Origin of the sequence: Allobosea robiniae (assembly GCF_900102525.1) — a bacterium.
GTDB classification, from domain to species: domain Bacteria; phylum Pseudomonadota; class Alphaproteobacteria; order Rhizobiales; family Beijerinckiaceae; genus Allobosea; species Allobosea robiniae.
This window is the reverse complement of record NZ_FNBZ01000005.1, coordinates 409,309-425,234: the sequence shown is the minus strand read 5'-3', so window position 1 is coordinate 425,234 and position 15,926 is coordinate 409,309. Positions and strand designations below refer to the sequence as shown.

16 protein-coding genes are annotated in these 15,926 nt (G+C 66.8%); 5 read left to right on the top strand and 11 right to left on the bottom strand.

Going from position 1 to position 15,926, the window contains the following annotated elements:
- Positions 1–2: 2 nt before the first annotated feature.
- Positions 3–434 (top strand): GlcG/HbpS family heme-binding protein, encoded by a 432-nt coding sequence (locus BLQ70_RS16435; protein WP_170843440.1) that lies wholly within the window; start codon positions 3–5, stop codon positions 432–434.
- A gap of 43 nt (positions 435–477) precedes the next feature.
- On the top strand, positions 478–2,181 hold the full coding sequence (locus tag BLQ70_RS16430; RefSeq protein ID WP_091858650.1) for a GMC family oxidoreductase: 1,704 nt from the start codon (positions 478–480) through the stop codon (positions 2,179–2,181).
- Between the two features lie 46 nt (positions 2,182–2,227).
- Here BLQ70_RS16430 and BLQ70_RS16425 read toward each other — a convergent pair whose 3' ends face one another.
- The 4 genes from BLQ70_RS16425 to BLQ70_RS16410 all read right to left on the bottom strand — a co-directional run bounded on the left by BLQ70_RS16425 (position 2,228) and on the right by BLQ70_RS16410 (position 6,527).
- On the bottom strand, positions 2,228–3,151 hold the full coding sequence (locus BLQ70_RS16425; protein ID WP_091858648.1) for a serine hydrolase: 924 nt from the start codon (positions 3,149–3,151) through the stop codon (positions 2,228–2,230).
- A gap of 35 nt (positions 3,152–3,186) precedes the next feature.
- Entirely contained in the window at positions 3,187–3,999 is an 813-nt protein-coding gene (locus tag BLQ70_RS16420) for an ABC transporter permease (protein WP_091858879.1), read from the bottom strand.
- Positions 4,000–4,003: 4 nt separating this feature from the next.
- Positions 4,004–4,939: an ABC transporter permease gene (locus BLQ70_RS16415; protein ID WP_091858646.1), complete on the bottom strand. Its 936-nt coding sequence runs from the start codon at positions 4,937–4,939 to the stop codon at positions 4,004–4,006.
- A gap of 61 nt (positions 4,940–5,000) precedes the next feature.
- On the bottom strand, positions 5,001–6,527 hold the full coding sequence (locus BLQ70_RS16410) for an ABC transporter substrate-binding protein (RefSeq protein WP_091858643.1): 1,527 nt from the start codon (positions 6,525–6,527) through the stop codon (positions 5,001–5,003).
- 115 nt (positions 6,528–6,642) lie between these two features.
- Here BLQ70_RS16410 and BLQ70_RS16405 point away from each other — a divergent pair, with 115 nt between their 5' ends.
- Genes BLQ70_RS16405 through BLQ70_RS16395 form a run of 3 tightly spaced genes read left to right on the top strand, consistent with a single transcriptional unit; the run spans position 6,643 to position 9,012 of the window.
- Entirely contained in the window at positions 6,643–7,518 is an 876-nt protein-coding gene (locus BLQ70_RS16405; RefSeq protein ID WP_091858640.1) for a LysR family transcriptional regulator, read from the top strand.
- On the top strand, positions 7,515–8,438 hold the full coding sequence (locus BLQ70_RS16400) for a LysR family transcriptional regulator (RefSeq protein WP_091858637.1): 924 nt from the start codon (positions 7,515–7,517) through the stop codon (positions 8,436–8,438). The genes BLQ70_RS16405 and BLQ70_RS16400 overlap by 4 nt, the downstream gene beginning before the upstream one ends.
- Positions 8,439–8,493: 55 nt before the next feature.
- On the top strand, positions 8,494–9,012 hold the full coding sequence (locus BLQ70_RS16395; RefSeq protein ID WP_091858634.1) for a hypothetical protein: 519 nt from the start codon (positions 8,494–8,496) through the stop codon (positions 9,010–9,012).
- A gap of 33 nt (positions 9,013–9,045) precedes the next feature.
- On the opposite strand, the gene minE is transcribed toward BLQ70_RS16395, so the two are convergent.
- The 7 genes from minE to BLQ70_RS16360 form a co-directional block, all read right to left on the bottom strand.
- On the bottom strand, positions 9,046–9,312 hold the full coding sequence (minE, locus tag BLQ70_RS16390) for a cell division topological specificity factor MinE (RefSeq protein WP_091858630.1): 267 nt from the start codon (positions 9,310–9,312) through the stop codon (positions 9,046–9,048).
- Complete coding sequence (gene minD, locus BLQ70_RS16385) at positions 9,309–10,124, bottom strand: septum site-determining protein MinD (protein ID WP_061968962.1); 816 nt, start codon at positions 10,122–10,124, stop codon at positions 9,309–9,311. The genes minE and minD overlap by 4 nt, the downstream gene beginning before the upstream one ends.
- Positions 10,125–10,158: 34 nt before the next feature.
- A complete protein-coding gene (gene minC, locus BLQ70_RS16380) occupies positions 10,159–10,893 on the bottom strand; it encodes a septum site-determining protein MinC (RefSeq protein WP_091858876.1) in 735 nt (244 codons plus the stop codon).
- A gap of 286 nt (positions 10,894–11,179) precedes the next feature.
- On the bottom strand, positions 11,180–12,181 hold the full coding sequence (locus tag BLQ70_RS16375; RefSeq protein ID WP_091858627.1) for a D-cysteine desulfhydrase family protein: 1,002 nt from the start codon (positions 12,179–12,181) through the stop codon (positions 11,180–11,182).
- A gap of 110 nt (positions 12,182–12,291) precedes the next feature.
- Entirely contained in the window at positions 12,292–13,173 is an 882-nt protein-coding gene (locus tag BLQ70_RS16370) for an ABC transporter permease (protein ID WP_091858624.1), read from the bottom strand.
- Between the two features lie 13 nt (positions 13,174–13,186).
- On the bottom strand, positions 13,187–14,128 hold the full coding sequence (locus tag BLQ70_RS16365) for an ABC transporter permease (RefSeq protein ID WP_061968957.1): 942 nt from the start codon (positions 14,126–14,128) through the stop codon (positions 13,187–13,189).
- Positions 14,129–14,305: 177 nt separating this feature from the next.
- A complete protein-coding gene (locus tag BLQ70_RS16360; protein ID WP_170843439.1) occupies positions 14,306–15,907 on the bottom strand; it encodes an ABC transporter substrate-binding protein in 1,602 nt (533 codons plus the stop codon).
- Positions 15,908–15,926: the final 19 nt, after the last annotated feature.

Here is a 15,926-nt window from a genome sequence, read left to right as displayed (position 1 = left end):
ACATGCACAGCGTTCTGAACATCGGCTGCGACGAAGCCGACATCGTCATGGCCGCCGCGGCGGGAGAAGCGGCGCGGATGGGCGTGCCGCAGAACATCGCGATCGTCGATGCCGCCGGCCACCTCGTCGCGTTCCGGCGCATGGACGGCGCCAAGTTTACCTCGATCGAGATCGCGCTGGCGAAGGCCTTCAGCGCGTCGGGCGCGCAGGTCGAGACCAGGGCCATCGCCGCGCGCACGTTGCCGGGCGAGCCTGGCTTCGGCCTCCAGAACCTGCATGGCGGGCGCTTCACCACGCTGGCGGGCGGGATACCGCTGCGCATCGGGGGGCAGGTGATTGGCGCGATCGGCGTGAGCTCCGGCTCGACGGTCCAGGACCAGCAGGTCGCCGAAGCCGGAGCCACTGCCTTCGAAGCGCTCGGGCTCTCCGCCTGATCCGCGCACGTCTCCTGTCTACGCAAGCATCGTGAGCCAAATCATGTTGGATGTCATCATCGTGGGCGGCGGTTCGGCCGGCTGCGTCCTGGCCAATCGCCTGTCAGCCGATCCCGCGCGAAAGGTCCTGCTGATCGAGGCCGGGCGCGACCTCAAGCCGGGCGAGGAGGGCTCTGCGATCCTGGATACCTATCCCGGCAAGGCGGCTTTCGACCCGCAGAACCACTGGCCGGACCTGATGGTCCAGACGCAGCCGCATCTGCACAATGCCGTGAACAGGCCGCCGCCCAAGCGCTACGAGCAGCCGATGCTGATCGGCGGCGGCTCCAGCATCAACGGCCAGATCGCCAATCGCGGCACCCCGGACGACTATGACGAATGGGGACAGGCCGGCGCCGCGGGCTGGGACTGGAGCTCGGTGCTGCCCTATTTCATCAAGGCCGAAACGGACCTGGACTATGCGGGGCCGCTGCACGGCAAGGCGGGGCCGATCCCGATCCACCGGATCCCGCGAGAACGCTGGCCGGCCTTTTCCATCGCGGCCGAAGCCGCCATGGAGGCGCAGGGCTTTCCCGATATCAAGGATCAGAACGGCGCGTTCGGGGACGGCCATTTCGCAATGACCTTGTCGAACAATAGCGGGCAGCATCGCGTCTCGACTGCGATGGCCTATCTCGATGCGGCGACACGGCGCCGGTCCAACCTGACGATCATGACCGATACCCAGGTCCTCTCGCTGGCGATGGAGGGCAGGCAGGTCATCGGCGTCGATATCGCCCGGGGGCGCGGGCAGGAGCGTCTTGCGGCGCGGGAGGTCGTGGTCTCGTCGGGCGCCATGCATTCGCCGGCTCTCCTGATGCGCTCCGGCATCGGCCCGGCGGCACATCTGCGCTCGCTCGGCGTCGAGGTCCATGCGGATTTGCGTGGCGTCGGCGCCAATCTGCAGGAACATCCCGGCATCTCGCTCTCGGGCTATATCAAGCCGGCAGCGCGGCTGGGCAATTCGACGCGCCGGCACATCCATGTCGGCATGCGCTACAGCTCCGGCGTCGAGGAATGCGGGCCGTCGGACATGTTCCTGATGGTTGCGGCGAAGTCGGCCTGGCATCCGCTGGGCCCCCGGATCGGCACGATCATCTCCTGGATCAACAAGGCGCATTCGCGCGGCGCGGTGCGGCTGGTCTCATCGGATCCGAGCCGGGAAGCGACTGCCGACTTCAACTATCTCTCCGACTATCGCGACCTCCAGCGCATGGGCGCAGCCGTGCACCTGATGGCCAGGCTCTTCGCCACCCGCCCGCTGGCGGACATCGTCGAAATGCCGGGTGCTTCGAGCTATAGCGGCTTCGCCAAGTCGCTGGGCCGGCAGACGCTGCGCAACTACCTGATCACAGCGCCGATCGCGCTCGCCATCGATGCCCTGCCGCCGCTGCGGAAGCTGTTCTTCCAGCGCGCCGTCTCCAGCGGCATCAGCCTGCAATCGCTGCTCAACGAGCCGGATATCCTCGAGGCCTACGTCAAGGCCCATGCCTTCGGCCAATGGCATTGCTGCGGCACCTGCCGGATGGGCGCGGCCGATGATCCCGATGCGGTCGTCGATGGGGCGACCGGACGCGTCCATGGCGTGGGCGGCCTCAGTGTCGTCGACGCATCGATCATGCCGACCGCGCCGCGCGCGAACCTCAACCTCCCGGTGATCATGATCGCGGAGCGGATGGCGGATCTGATAAGGGCGCGGTCGAGCTAGGCCACGAGAACACGCCGGAGAACGCACCACGCATTCTGATGCGGCGTCAGGCTCGCGACAATTCGGTTGCGACCAGTGCCCCGATCGCCGGCAGGAAGCTCTCGTCCTCGGCGATGGCCTCGCCCTGGGTGAAGACGGTGAGCCGGAATTCCTGCCCGGCAGGCAGGATCGCGCGCAGCGTGTCATGCCGGCGGAACGAGGCGCGGTCGTCGCCAAGCCAGCGCGTGCGGCCGGCCTTGGACCAGATCTGTGTGCCGCGCGGCAGCGCATCGCCGAGATAGCCGAGGAGCTGGTAGATGCCGCGGCCGCGCTCGGGATGATCGGCATCGCGCGCGAGATGGTCGCGGATGACGGCAAGGCGCGCCGGCGGCAGCAGGGCGGAGTCGTTGAAGATCTCGTGCATCAATCGCGCCATCGCGATCGGCGTCAGGCAGTTGTGCCCGGCGGCCGAGCGGTCGAGCGCGACCTTCTCCCGGCCGTAGCGCAGGTCGTCCATCAGCTTCTGGTTGAGATTGATGCCGGCGAGTTCCGGCCAGCCCAGCCCGGCGAAGATCCGGTTGATCTCCTCGCGGCGCTCGCACCAGGCACCCATCTCGGCATCATTCAGCAGCGTATCGCCGGTCGTGCCCGTCAGGAGGTCGATGATGTAGTTCGTCGCGGAGTTCGACGACCACAGGATCATGTCGCGCATGGCGCGGTCGAGCTCGCCATGGGGCGAGAGCCGCCCGTCCTCCAGCCGCAATTGCGCGGCGACGAGGTGGAACACCTTCACCAGAGAGCAGGGATAGGCGCGCCAGTCCTGTCGCAATGCAGCGCCCTCGGGCTTGCGGCCGGGCTCCGGCGCCGGCCGGGTCAGGACATAGGCGAACTGCGTGAAGGGGACGCTGCGCGCGGCATAGACCGGGGCGGCATGGGCCTCGATCAGGGCGCCGATCCGCTTGAGGTCGGAACTGTCGGTGAAGAAGCTCATGGTCGTCTCGCGAAGCAGGTCATCGGGGAGATGGGTCAGCCCTTGGGGCGCAAGGCCGTGTCGAGGCCCTCGCCGATCAGGGCGAAGGTCACGCCGGTGTAGATGATGGCGAGGCCGGGAGCGGTTGCGATCCACCAGGCGTCGAACATGAACTGGCGCCCGTCGGCGATCATCAGCCCCCATTCCGGGGTCGGTGGCTGGATGCCGAGGCCGAGGAAGGAGAGCGAGGTCACGGCCAGGATCGTCAGCACGACGTCGGCCATGGCGTAGACGATCGACGGCGTCACGGCGTTGGGCAGGATATGCGCGGCGATGATGCGGGTATCGGTCGAGCCGAAGCTGCGCGCCGCCTGCACATATTCGAGCTCGCGCAGCACCAGTACCTCGCCGCGCGTGATGCGGGCGAACGAGATCCAGTTCACCAGCAGGAAGGCGAGATAGAGATTGGCCTCGCCCGGCCCGAGCACGCCGACGATGGCGATCACCAGCACATGGAAGGGGAAGGCCCAGAAGATGTCGGTGATGCGCATGATCACGGTGTCGACCCGCCCGCCGACGAAGCCCGCCAGTGCGCCGATCGCGATGCCCAGGAGCGCCGGAGCCATGACGCAGATGAGCGCGACCCGCAGATCGACCAGCCCGCCAGCCATCACCCGCGAGGCAACGTCGCGGCCGAGATCGTCGGTGCCGAGCCAGTGCTTGGTCGAGGGCGGCTGCAGCGTGTTGCCGTAATCGACCAGGAAGGGATCGTGCGGCGTCCAGACTTGGCCCAGCCCGACGAGCAGGGCGAGCAGCAGGAGCATGACGAGGCCGACGAGGAGCGTCGGATCGAGGCGGCGCTTGCTCATCGCTTCAATCCAGCCTGATGCGCGGGTCGGCCAGCGCATAGGCGATGTCCGTCGCGAGATTGATCAGGACGACGAGCACGGCGAAGACGATCGTCAGCCCCTGTATCATCGGGTAGTCGCGGGCGAAGATCGACTCGACGAAGAGCGAGCCGAGGCCGGGCAGCGCGAAGACGGTCTCGATCACCACCGTCCCGCCGATCACCCAGCTGGTATGGGCGCCGAGCACCGAGATCGAGCTGATCAGCGCGTTCGGCAGCACATGGACGCGCATGGTGCGCCCGGTGGCGTTGCCCTTGGCGCGAGCGGTGGTGACATAGTCCGAGCCGAGCACGTTGAGGATGCCGCTGCGCAGGCTGCGGATCGTCAGGGAAGCCGTCGCCAGCGCGATCACGAAGGCCGGCAGCGTCAGGTGATGCAGGCGCGAGAACAGGCCCGTACCGTAGCCCGAGGTCGGGAACAGCGGCACCCAGATGGCGAGGATGACGACCAGCACGAGCCCGAGCCAGAAGGACGGGATCGCGAGCAGCACCGTGAAGACGAGCTTGACCAGCACATCCGGCGCCCGGTCGCGCTTCACGGCCGACCACAGCGCCAGCGGGATCGTCAGCACGACCGCGATCACGGTCGAGTAGGCGACGAGCCAGAGCGTCGCGGGCAGGCGCTCCAGCACCAGCGAGATCACCGGCTGGCCGTAGACGACCGAGCGGCCAAGGCTGCCGGACAGGATGTCGCCGAGGAAGAGCAGATATTGCCGCCACAGCGGCAGGTCGAGCCCGAGCCGCTGCTTCATCGCGGCGATCTCGTCCGCTCCGCCGCGGGCACCGAGCAGCAGCGTCGCCGGGTCGCCCGGCAACGCCCTGAGCAGGAAGAAGCAGGCCAGCGTGATGCCGAACAGCACCGGGACGAGCTGGACGAGCCGCTTGAGGATATAGGTCAGCATGGCAGCGGGCCTGGGGGCAGGGCGGCCGGAGGCCGTCCCGTCCTCACTTTATGCCCCGTCCTCACTTCATCTTGACGTCTTCGAGGCGGAAATTGCCGGTCGGCAATACCTCGAACCCGCTGACATTGCTGCGATAGGCATAAGGCGTGCCGGGATAGAACAGGAAGATCGATGGCGCGCCCTCATGCGAGAGCTTGACCATCTCCCTGAACATCGCGCCGCGCTCCGGCCCGTCCTTGGTGGCGCGCTCCTTCGCATAGAGCTCGTTGACGCGCTCGTTCTTCCACTCGGTGTGGTAGGCGTTGGCGCGCTCCGGATTGACGATCAGGAAGCCGGCCATCTGGTCGGGGTCGATCGTGTCGCTGGAGGCGTATGAGACGGCCATCTCGTAGTCGCCGGCCTTGGTGGTCGACCAATGCGTGCCGCCTTCGACGAGGCGGATCTCGGCGGTGACGCCGATCTGCGCGAGCGCGCTCTGCAGCGCCTGGCCGAGCTGGCGATGCAGCGGCCGGCCGGAATGCACCAGCAGCGAGGTCTTGAAGCCGTCGGCATAGCCGGCTTCCTTGAGCAGCGCCTTGGCCTTGGCGACGTCATGCGCATAGGGCTTCAGGTCGGGATCGGCATAGGCCATCAGCGGCATCGGCGAGTTCGCGACCTTGCCGGCGCCGTAGAGCAGTGCCTTGACCAGCCCTTCCTTGTCGATGGCGTAGTTCAGCGCCTGGCGGACGCGGACATCGTCGAAGGGCTTCTTCTTGGTGTTCAGCAGCACGAAATCGGTGCGCAGCACGTTGGCGACGGCGGTCTTGATCGTGCCGGCGCGGCCGAGGCTCTGCATCTGGTTGAGCGGGATCTCGAGGGCGGCGTCGATCTCGCCGGCCTGCAGCTTCAGCACGCGGCTGTTGCCCTCGGGCAGGACCATGATCTCGGCGCCGTCCAGGCTCGGCTTGCCGGCCTGCCAGTAATGCGCGTTCTTCTTGAGCGAGAGCGCCTGGCCCTTGTTCCAGGCCGCGACGGTGAAGGGGCCGGAGCCGATCGGCTTCTCGAAGAACTTGTCGGGAGCGGCCTCGAACGCCTTCTGCGGCAGGATCGCCGAGGAGAACAGGGCGAGGTTGTTGAGCAGCGGAGTGAACACGGTCTTCAGCTTGAGCACGACGGTGCGCTCGTCCGGCGTCTCGATGGCGTCGATGCCGGAGAAGAAGCGCTTCCAGCTCGACGCGTCGCTGCCGGCGCGCTTCAGCGAGAAGGCGACGTCGGCGGCGGTGACGGGCGTGCCGTCCGAGAACTTCGCTTGCCTGAGCTTGAAGCTATAGGTCAGGCCGTCATCGCTGACCGTCCAGCTTTCGGCAAGGCCGGGCTCCAGCTTGCTGGCATCCGTGCTCGGGCGCAGCAAGGTGTCGTAGATCAGCAATTGCGCATAGATCGACGGGTTGTCGCTGGTCGCGATCGGGTCGAGCGAGACGAGGTCCTGCGTCTGCGCCAGCTTGAGAACGCCCTGCGCGAAGGCGCTGGAGGGCGCGATGGTCAGAGCCGGGCCGAGGATGGAAAGCGCGAGCGCGGCAGCCGATGCCATGGAGCGAAACGTGGTCATGGAGATCCCCTGATCTTGGCCGCTCTGCCGGCGGCAGCTTGCAACCTCCCACGGGCGCGCCTAGTCTCGCAAATGAAACATTCGGCAAGTTTATCAACCAAACGGAATAGCCTGGATGAGGCTCGGCGCGCTGCAGGTGATCGATGCTTTCGTTCGGCTTGGCGGCACCGGTGAAGCGGCCCAGGCCCTCGGTGTCAGCCAGTCCGCCGTGATCAAGGCATTGCGTCTTGCCGAAAGGGAGCTCGATCTCAGCCTCGTCGCGATCGTCCAGGGCCGGCTGACGCCGACACCCGAGGCACTGGAGCTGAATCGGCTCGCGCGCCCGGCCTTCGGGGCTCTGCGCCGGGCGCACCACGAAGCCGACATGATCCGCGTCGGCATGGCCGACCGCCTGCGGATCGCGACGGTGCCGGGATTGGCGCACAGCATCCTGCCGCCGGCCATCGCCGGCGCACGCCGTGACCTGGCCGATCGAGCCGCCGTCGAAGTGATGTTCGACCATGTCCGCGACCACCTCAGCGCCAATGAGGTCGATCTCGCGATTTCCTACGGCCCGATGGCGACCGAAGGATTGCGCGACATCGTGCTGCGCTGCAGCCCGCTGGTCTGCGTGCTCGACGAGGCTCATCCGCTCGCCGGCCATGACAGGCTGGCGCGCGACAATCTCGAAGGCCAGCGCCTGATCAGCTACGGGCCTGACGGCATCAGTCTGGCCGACAGCTTTCAGGACGCGCTGGGGCGAGCCGGCCTGTCCGACCGGATCGCGATCACCGTGCGCCATACGGACAGTGCCTGCCATCTGGCGCGCGAGGGCGTCGGCATCGCCGTCGTCGACGGCTTCGTCATCAGCAGCGGCCTGACGCAGGGGCTGGCGGTGCGTCCGCTCGACGAGAGCCCTCTCGTCACGGCCTTTGCGCATCACCGCGACGGCGCACCGCTGGACCCTGCGGCGCACGTCCTGCTCGAACATCTCGTGGGAGATGGCGCATGAAGGCATTGACGCCGTCTCACGCGACGGTGCTGCGCGCCGTCGATCGTTGCGGCACCACCGTCGAGGCCGCGCGCCAGCTCCATCTGACGCAATCGGCCGTGAGCAAGATTATCGCCCGCAGCGAGGCGACCCTCGGCATCCCGGTCTTCGATCGCAGCGATGGTCGCCTCGTCCTGCGCCCTCAGGCCCGCGGCCTGATGTCGGCGTTGGGCCAAGTCGAGGACGAATGGCACATCTTGCGCGAAGCCGTCGGCGATCTGCGGTCCGGGCGCGCTTTGCCGCTGCGGATCGCTTCGACGCCCAGCATCGGCCAGGGGCTCATCGCGCAGGCGATCAGGCGACTGGTGACGGAATATCCCCACGCCCGCATCGAGTTGATCATGGGCGATGCACCGACGGAGCTGTCGAAGGGCGCGGCCGATCTCGGCGTGATGTTCTCGCCCCGCGTCACCGACGACATCGCCCTGACGCCTTTCGCCCAGGCCTCGATCATCGCCCTCGTTCGCGAGGACGACCCGCTGGCGCGCCGCGGCCGGGTCAGCTTGCCCGAGCTTCGGGATCACCGGCTGATCTGCTTCGATCGCGAGAAATCGCCGCTGGGCTGGCTGATCGCGCGCGCCCATGAAAAGGCGGGTCTCGACTATGCACCCTTCATGACCGTGCCCTACAGCATTTCCGCTGCGCATCTGCTGGCGCGCCAGGGCGATGTCATCCTGATCGACAGCCTGCTGACGCAGGCCCAGCGCTTCGAGGGGCTGGTCAGGCTGGATGTGACGCCGGAACTGCCGATCACCATATGCCTGATGACGGTGCGGAGCCGGCCCCTGGCCCGTCTGGCGGCGCGTTTCGTCGAGATCCTGGTCGAGGGGCACGGCAGCGGGCTGCTCCCGGGGACCGGCGCGCCAGGCAGCGAACCCTGACGATCGGCTTACGTTGCGGTTGCGCAAAAGCTGCTGCCGGTGACAGTCAGTCGGAATGCCGATTCTCAGCGACATCCCGGCCGATATCCGGCGCGCCGCCTGCGCCTTTCACGAAGCCGGCCATATTGTCGTCGGCTGGCATCACCGGCGCTACATCACGCATGCCTGGCTGCGGCCGCCTTATGGGTCCTCCGGCGAGACCTGTTTCGAGCCCTACAGCCGAGGCTTCCAGAGCGGCAATCCGATCGATCTCCAGCGCGCGGAGGTCGAGATCACGATCCTGTCCGCCGGGTATTGCGGCGAGATGATCTACTGGAACGAGGAAGGCTTGAAATGGTATCCGGGTGCGATCGCCTCCCATGAGGACGATCTCCAGCAGATGATGCCCTATATCGCGCTGCTGCAACCGCCGGATGAGGCTGGGCTGCGGGCCCGCTGCGCCAACGCGGCGACGGCCATTCTCTATCGCCCGGCGATGCTGGCGGCCCAGGCAGCGATCGCCCGGCGATTGTCCGATCGACGCCGCATCGATCGCGACGAGGTCGACGCGATCATCGGGCGCGCAAACGGTTGAGAGCCGTCGCACGCCCGAGGGAATGTCCGGCCGTCAGGCCGCCTTCTTGCCGACGTCGAAGGGGACCTCGATATCGACGGCGAGCGTCGAGACCTGGGCGCCGCGCTCCATCCGGACGCTGACCTTGTCGTCGTCGATCTGCATGTGCTTGGAGATCGCGCGCAGGATTTCGTCGCGCAGCTTGCCGAGCAGATCGGAATCGCCGGCATTGCTGGCGCGCTCATGGGCCAGCAGGACCTGCAGCCTTTCCCGGGCGGCAGGAGCCGAGCGGGGGCGGGAGAAGAGACGAAGCAGTTTCATGCCGCCTTCCTTCCGAAGAACTTGCCGAAGAAGCCGCGCTTCTCGCCGGGGACCGAGACGGGGAGAGCCTCGCCCTTGAGCCGGCGCACGGCGTCGAAATAGGCCACGGCAGGCGCGCTGCCCTGGTCCGCCAACGTGACGGGCGAGCCGATATTGGAGGCGCGCAGCACGTCCATGCTCTCGGGGATGATGCCGAGCAGCGGGATCGACAGGATTTCGAGGACGTCGTCGACCTTCAGCATGTCGCCACGCTCGGCCCGGGCCGGGTCGTAGCGGGTCAGCAGCAGGTGCTTCTCCATGTGCTCGCCATTCTCGGCCTTGACCGTCTTGGAATCGAGCAGGCCGATGATCCGGTCTGAATCGCGCACCGAGGACACTTCCGGATTGGTCACGACGATCGCGATATCGGCATGGCGCATCGCCAGCGTCGCGCCGCTCTCGATGCCGGCCGGGCTGTCGCAGATGACCCAGTCGAAATTCACCTTGAGCGCACCGATCACCGCTTCGACGCCCTTGGCCGTGAGGTTCTCCTTGTCGCGGGTCTGCGAGGCCGGCAGCAGGTAGAGCGTCTCGACCCGCTTGTCGCGGATCAGCGCCTGGGTGAGCTTGGCCTCGCCCTGGATGACGTTGACGAGGTCGTAGACCACGCGCCGCTCGGCACCCATGACCAAGTCGAGATTGCGCAGGCCGACATCGAAATCGACGACCACGACCTTGTCCCCGCCCTGGGCGAGCGCGGCGCCGAGCGCGGCCGACGATGTCGTCTTGCCGACGCCGCCCTTGCCCGATGTGACGACGATGACCTTGCCCATTGACCGCTCCTTGATGATTGTTGATGCCTTCGCCTCAGGCGAGCGCTTCGACCTTGAACGCTTCGCCGTCGAGCCAGATCTGTACGGGCTTGCCGCGGAATTCCGGGCCCATGTCCTCGGCCGTCTTGTAGTAGCCGTCGATCGCGATCAGCTCGGCCTCGAGCTTGCGGCAGAAGATGCGCGCCGCCGCATTGCCCATCGTGCCGGCCATCGCTCGCCCGCGCAGGGTGCCGTAGACATGGATCGAGCCACCGGCGACGATTTCGGCGCCAGAGGCGACCGAGCCGATGACGGTGACGTCGCCTTCGAGGAAGACCAGCGACTGGCCCGAGCGCACCGGCTGCGTCACGATGATCGAGGGCACGGCCTTGGGCAGATCCGGCGTGACCGGCTCGGCGACCGCCAGCTCGGCCTTGGCCGCCTCGGCCGCAGCGGCCGGAGGTTCGAAATCGGAAGTCGGGCGCCCGTCGGCCATGGCCGGCGGCAGATCGGAGCCGAGCAGGGCAGGCGAGGCGCCCTCGATGCCCATGATCCGTACCTGGCGTGAGCCGAGCTGGCTGACGAAGGTCCGCAGCTGCGCCCGGTCGATCTCGAGCCCGGTGATGTCGAGCACGACGGGGCGCCGCAGGAAGAAGCCGGCGGAGCGCGAGGCGAGGTCGTCGAGCCGCGCCAACCAGTCCTCGAAGGGCAGCTCCGGGGTCAGCGTCAGCGCAAGATAGGACCGCCCCTTGAGGCGGATGGGCCGGGGTTGAGTTAACACGTCGGTTATCTTGGTAAATTTTCGGTTGCTTCGGTGTATCGAGAAAATGGTTAACAGAGTGTAAACTGCGCCTCCGAAGAGGCTCTCTCGACACGCTCCGAGGGACGCTGTCCACACGTCATTGGCGGGGCACGGAGCCGGCCAAAACGGCGCAAAATTGGGTGCCGTCATGCTCACCCTTGTGGCGAGCATCCACGTCTTGAATGCTGCATTTTTGATGAGGGAAGGCGTGGATGGTCGGGACAAGCCCGACCATGACGGGAGCGATGCGACGGAGTGATTCCGTCGGTCGATTCTATCCCTGGAAAACTTCCGGATAGGCGTAGAGCCCCGGCGCGCCGCCGGTATGCCAGAAAACGACGGTCTCGTCGGGGCCGATGGTACCGCCCCTGACCAGCGCGACGAGCCCGGCCATCGCCTTGCCGGTATAGACGGGGTCGAGAAGGATGCCTTCCGTCCGCGCGACCAGCTCGACCGCTTCGATCATCGCAGGCGTGGGCTGGCCGTAGCCGGGGCCGACCTGCGAATCATCGATCTCAAGCGCGACCTGCTGGCCCCGCTGCCGGCCTTCCAGCGCGTAGATGTCGTTCACGAGCCCGGACACGATGGCACCCGCCTGCTCGGACGAGCGCGAGACGCTGACGCCCCGCACGCGACAGCCGAGCCCGGCATCCTCGACGCCGGCGAGGATGCCGGCATGGGTGCCGCCGCTCCCCGTCGGCACGACGATATGGTCGATGCCGATACCGTCGGCCTTCGCCTGTCCGGCCAGTTCCAGAAGGGCGTCGCGATAGGCGAGGCTGCCCAGCGCATTGGAGCCGCCGACCGGGATGAAATAGGGCCGCTTCCCCTGCGCCGTCAGGCCGGACACCGCCTCGTTCGCGATGGCAGTCGCATCCCCGCCGGCTGGAAGCAGGCGGATCTCGGCTCCAAAAATCTGGTCGAGCAGCCAGTTGCCGTTCGTCCGGTAGGATTCGCTGCGATTCGCCACCGAATCGGTCAGCAGCAGCACGCAGGCCAGACCGTTCCGGGCGGCTGCCGCGGCGGTCTGGCGGGCATGGTTGGATTGGATCGCGCCCATGGTGACCAGCGTGTCGGCGCCCTGCTTCAGGGCCTCCGCGACGAGGTATTCGAGTTTGCGCACCTTGTTGCCGCCGCCGGCAAAACCGGTGCAGTCATCGCGCTTCATCCAGATCGAGGGGCCCTTGTCCTCGCGGGCGAGGGCCTGCGACAGGCGCGGGAGTTGCTCGAAGGGCGTCGGCAGCAGCGCCAGTCGGATCGTCTCGGGTCGGGTCATTCCGGCAGGCTCCCAGCTTCGTTGCCGTCGTTAGCGGGAACAGCATAGCGCGGCGCTGGAGATTCGCCGGGCGTGCGAACGCATGCCCGGCGTGCAATCCCGGCTTGAGGCTACAACCGCCGCGACAGGCGCGGATCGAGCCGGTCCCGCAGGCCGTCGCCGAGCAGGTTCACCGCCAGCACGACGAGCGCGAGCGCGATTGCCGGGCAGAAGATCGTCCAGGGCGCGCGGGCGAGATAGAGCCGGCTCGACGCGATCATGTTGCCCCAGCTCGGCACCTCCGGCGGCACGCCGGCGCCGAGGAAGGACAGCGAGGCCTCCACCAGGATCGCCGAGGCACAGATATAGGTCGCCTGCACGATCAAGGGTGCGATCGTGCTCGGCATGATGTGCCGGAACAGGATGCGTGGTGTCTTCGCGCCACAGGCTCGCGCGGCCTCGACGAAGGGCAGCTCTTTCACGCTGAGCACGATCGAGCGGACAAGCCGGACGACGCGCGGCAGTTCCGGGATCGAGATCGCCGCGATAACGATGCCGATGCTGCCCTGGTTCAGGGAGACCATGGCGATGGCGAGCAGGATCGCGGGAATCGCCATCAGCCCGTCCATCAGGCGCATGACGACGGCGTCGAAGCGGCGGTAATAGCCGGCGAAGAGCCCGATCGTCAGGCCGATCAGGATCGAGATCGTCGCGACGCTCAGGCCCACGATCAGCGAGACACGGGCGCCGTAGACGGTGCGTGCGAAGACATCCTGGCCAAGCTGGTCGGTTCCGAAGCGCAATTCGGGGGAGGGCGGTTGCAGGCGCCGCGTCGGCAGCTTCAGCATCGGATCGCCCGCGATCAGGGGCGCGATGATCGCGACGGTGACGAAGAAGATCAGGATGGCGGCGCCGATCAGCATGGTCGGGTTGCGGCGCGCGAACCGGCCGAAGCGAACCAGACGGTTGCCAGGGGCGGGCGCAGGGACGGTCGAGGTGTCGATTGCGGTCATCGGTCTCGCCTCCTCAATGCCGGATGCGGGGATCGATGAGGGAATAGGAGAGGTCGACCGCGAGGTTGATCAGCACATAGACGCCTGAAAAGACGAGGATCACGCCCTGGATGATCGGATAATCGCGCTTCGAGATCGCATCGACGACGAGGCGGCCGATGCCGGGGATGTTGAACACGGTCTCGGTGATCACGACGCCACCGATCAGCAGGGCGACGCCGATGCCGATCACGGTGATGATCGGCACGCCGGCGTTCTTCAGCGCGTGCTTCATCAGCATGGTTCGCGCCGGAACACCCTTGGCATTGGCGGTGCGGATATAGTCCTCTTCCAGCACCTCCTGCACCGAGGCGCGGGTCATGCGCGCGATCAGCGCGACATAGGCGAGGCCGAGCGTGATCGTCGGCAGCACGAGATGCAGGAACCACGGGCCGATGCCGTCCATGATCGGCCGATAGCCCTGCACCGGCAGCCAGCGCAATTCGATCGCGAAGACATAGATCAGGCAGTAGCCGACCACGAAGGTCGGCATCGAGAAGCCGAGCACGGAAAAGCCCATCAGCAGGCGGTCGACCGGCCGGCCTGCCTTCCAGGCGGCGAGCACGCCGAGCGTGACCGCGATCGAGACCGCGAAGATCATGGTCAGCACCGCGACCGACAAGGTCGGCTCCAGGCGCTGCAGGATCAGGGCCGAGACCGGGGTGCTCGTGAAGATCGAGACGCCGAGATCGCCCTGCACGACGCGCAGCGCCCAGCGTCCGAACTGGACGAGCAGCGGATCGTCGAGACCGAGCCGCTGGCGGATCGTGGCGATCTGCTGCGGCGTGGCGTAGTCGCCGGCGATGATGGCGGCGGGGTCGCCCGCCGAGAGATGCAGCAGCAGGAAGACGAAGATGCCGACCAGCGTCATCACAAGAAGGGTCGATGCCAGGCGTTGTACGAGATAACTCAGCATTGCGTCGGTCGTCCTCCGTCGGCTTGCTTGTCTGGTGCGGGACGATCGGCAGGCCCCGCTCGGGCACGGTATCGCGTGCTCGCCCTCGCGCCGCCGGCACGATCAGCTGAAGACGGCTGGGCAAGCGGAGCCCGCCGAGGGGCGGACTCCGTGGGTGGGTTCGCGGCCGGGCTGAAATCAGCCCTTCTTGACGTTCCAGAACGGGATCAGTTCAGGCATCCCGATCAGGCCCGTGAGGTTGCGCAGGGCCGCCGGCTGGAACCATTGGCCGAAATACGCATGCGGCACGAAATCCCAGGCGTTCTGCTGGATGTCGCGAGCGATCTGCTTGCGCTCGGCATCCGATTGGGCGCTGGCCCATTTGTCGCGCAGCTGCTCGTGCTTCTCATTGCTCGGCCAGCCGAACCAGCCCTTCTCGCCATTGGCGGCGTGGCCGCTGAGCGAGACGGGATTGCCGAAGGCGTTGACCGAGCCGGAGGTGAAGAACACGTTCCAGCCGCCCTGGTCCGGCGCGGCCTTGACGGCGCGGCGGGTGACGACGGCGCCCCAGTCGGAGGCCTGCAGCGAGACGTTGAAGCCGGCCTGGCGCATCCATTGCGCGACCAGGTTGGCGGCGTTGTTCATATAGGCGATGTTGGTTGCCTGCAGCACCACGACCGGGCGGCCGTCATAGCCGGATTCCTTGACGAGCTGCTTGGCCTTCTCGATGTCCGGCGCGGTCTTGAACCAGTCGATATTGGCGTCGTTCTCCATCGGCGTGCCCATGCCGAACAGCGAGGAGCAGCCGCGGAAATATTTCTCGTCGCCGAAGGTCGCCTTCATCACCTCGGTCGGGTGGATCAGGTGCAGCATGGCCTGGCGGGCCTTGACGTTGTTGAACGGCGGATGGAGCCAGTTGACGCGGCACCAGCCGAGCTGGCCTTGCTTGTTCAGCACCTCAAGCTTGATGTCCTTCTCGCCGGCGAGCGAGTCGAGCAGATCGACGTTCGGATACTCGATCATGTCGATCTCGCCGGCCCGGATCGCGGCGATCGCGGTCGCCTCGTCGGCGATGTTCTCGAACACCACGCGGTCGACATTCACGACCTTGCCGCCCGAGGTGAAGACCGCAGGCTCCGAGCGCGGCACGTAGTTCGGGTTCTTGTCGTAGACGTAGCGCTGGCCCTGGACGACTGCGCCCTCGTTGAACAGGAACGGTCCGGAGCCGAGGATCGTGCTGATCTGCTGGTTCGGATCGGTCCCGGCCTCCTTCTCGCGCATGATGTAGCAGACATTGGTCGCGGCCTTGGCGAGCCATTCCACCACGAGCCCGTAAGGCTCCTTCATCACGATCTGGAAGGTCTTGTCGTCCTTCACCGGCGTATCGGCGAGGCGCGCCATCATGTGCTGGCCGCCACCATCACGCGCGCCCCAGCGCCGGATCGAGGCGACGCAATCCTTGGCGGTGACCGGCGTGCCGTCCGTGAAGCGCAGGCCGTCGCGGAGTTCGAACGTATAGGTCTTGCGGTCGTCCGAGAGCGACCATTTCGAGACCATCTGCGGCTGCGGCTCGAACTTGTCGTTCACGCCGAACAGCGTGTCATAGACCATGCCTGCGTGGTACGAGGTCATGTTCGCGGTGGTCCAGATCGGATCGAAGACGCGAAGATCACCATGCAGGACGGTGCGGATGGTGCGGGCCGCGGTTGGTGTGGTCTGGGCGCGGATCGTGGCCGGCGCGGCGACGAGCGCCCCGGTTGCCAATCCGCCCTGAACGAAACGTCGGCGTGTCGTGGTCATGTCGTTCTCCTCCTCGTTG

Excerpts from the sequence above, each read along its gene's own strand:
- BLQ70_RS16425 (WP_091858648.1), bottom strand. The coding sequence starts at position 3,151 with ATGAGCTTCTTCACCGACAGTTCCGACCTCAAGCGGATCGGCGCCCTG.
- BLQ70_RS16365 (WP_061968957.1), bottom strand. The coding sequence starts at position 14,128 with ATGCTGAGTTATCTCGTACAACGCCTGGCATCGACCCTTCTTGTGATG.
- BLQ70_RS16405 (WP_091858640.1), top strand. The coding sequence starts at position 6,643 with ATGAGGCTCGGCGCGCTGCAGGTGATCGATGCTTTCGTTCGGCTTGGC.
- BLQ70_RS16370 (WP_091858624.1), bottom strand. The coding sequence starts at position 13,173 with ATGACCGCAATCGACACCTCGACCGTCCCTGCGCCCGCCCCTGGCAAC.
- BLQ70_RS16400 (WP_091858637.1), top strand. The coding sequence starts at position 7,515 with ATGAAGGCATTGACGCCGTCTCACGCGACGGTGCTGCGCGCCGTCGAT.
- minE (WP_091858630.1), bottom strand. The coding sequence starts at position 9,312 with ATGAAACTGCTTCGTCTCTTCTCCCGCCCCCGCTCGGCTCCTGCCGCC.
- minD (WP_061968962.1), bottom strand. The coding sequence starts at position 10,124 with ATGGGCAAGGTCATCGTCGTCACATCGGGCAAGGGCGGCGTCGGCAAG.
- BLQ70_RS16435 (WP_170843440.1), top strand. The coding sequence starts at position 3 with ATGCACAGCGTTCTGAACATCGGCTGCGACGAAGCCGACATCGTCATG.
- BLQ70_RS16410 (WP_091858643.1), bottom strand. The coding sequence starts at position 6,527 with ATGACCACGTTTCGCTCCATGGCATCGGCTGCCGCGCTCGCGCTTTCC.
- BLQ70_RS16395 (WP_091858634.1), top strand. The coding sequence starts at position 8,494 with ATGCCGATTCTCAGCGACATCCCGGCCGATATCCGGCGCGCCGCCTGC.
- BLQ70_RS16430 (WP_091858650.1), top strand. The coding sequence starts at position 478 with ATGTTGGATGTCATCATCGTGGGCGGCGGTTCGGCCGGCTGCGTCCTG.
- BLQ70_RS16420 (WP_091858879.1), bottom strand. The coding sequence starts at position 3,999 with ATGAGCAAGCGCCGCCTCGATCCGACGCTCCTCGTCGGCCTCGTCATG.
- BLQ70_RS16415 (WP_091858646.1), bottom strand. The coding sequence starts at position 4,939 with ATGCTGACCTATATCCTCAAGCGGCTCGTCCAGCTCGTCCCGGTGCTG.
- BLQ70_RS16360 (WP_170843439.1), bottom strand. The coding sequence starts at position 15,907 with ATGACCACGACACGCCGACGTTTCGTTCAGGGCGGATTGGCAACCGGG.
- BLQ70_RS16375 (WP_091858627.1), bottom strand. The coding sequence starts at position 12,181 with ATGACCCGACCCGAGACGATCCGACTGGCGCTGCTGCCGACGCCCTTC.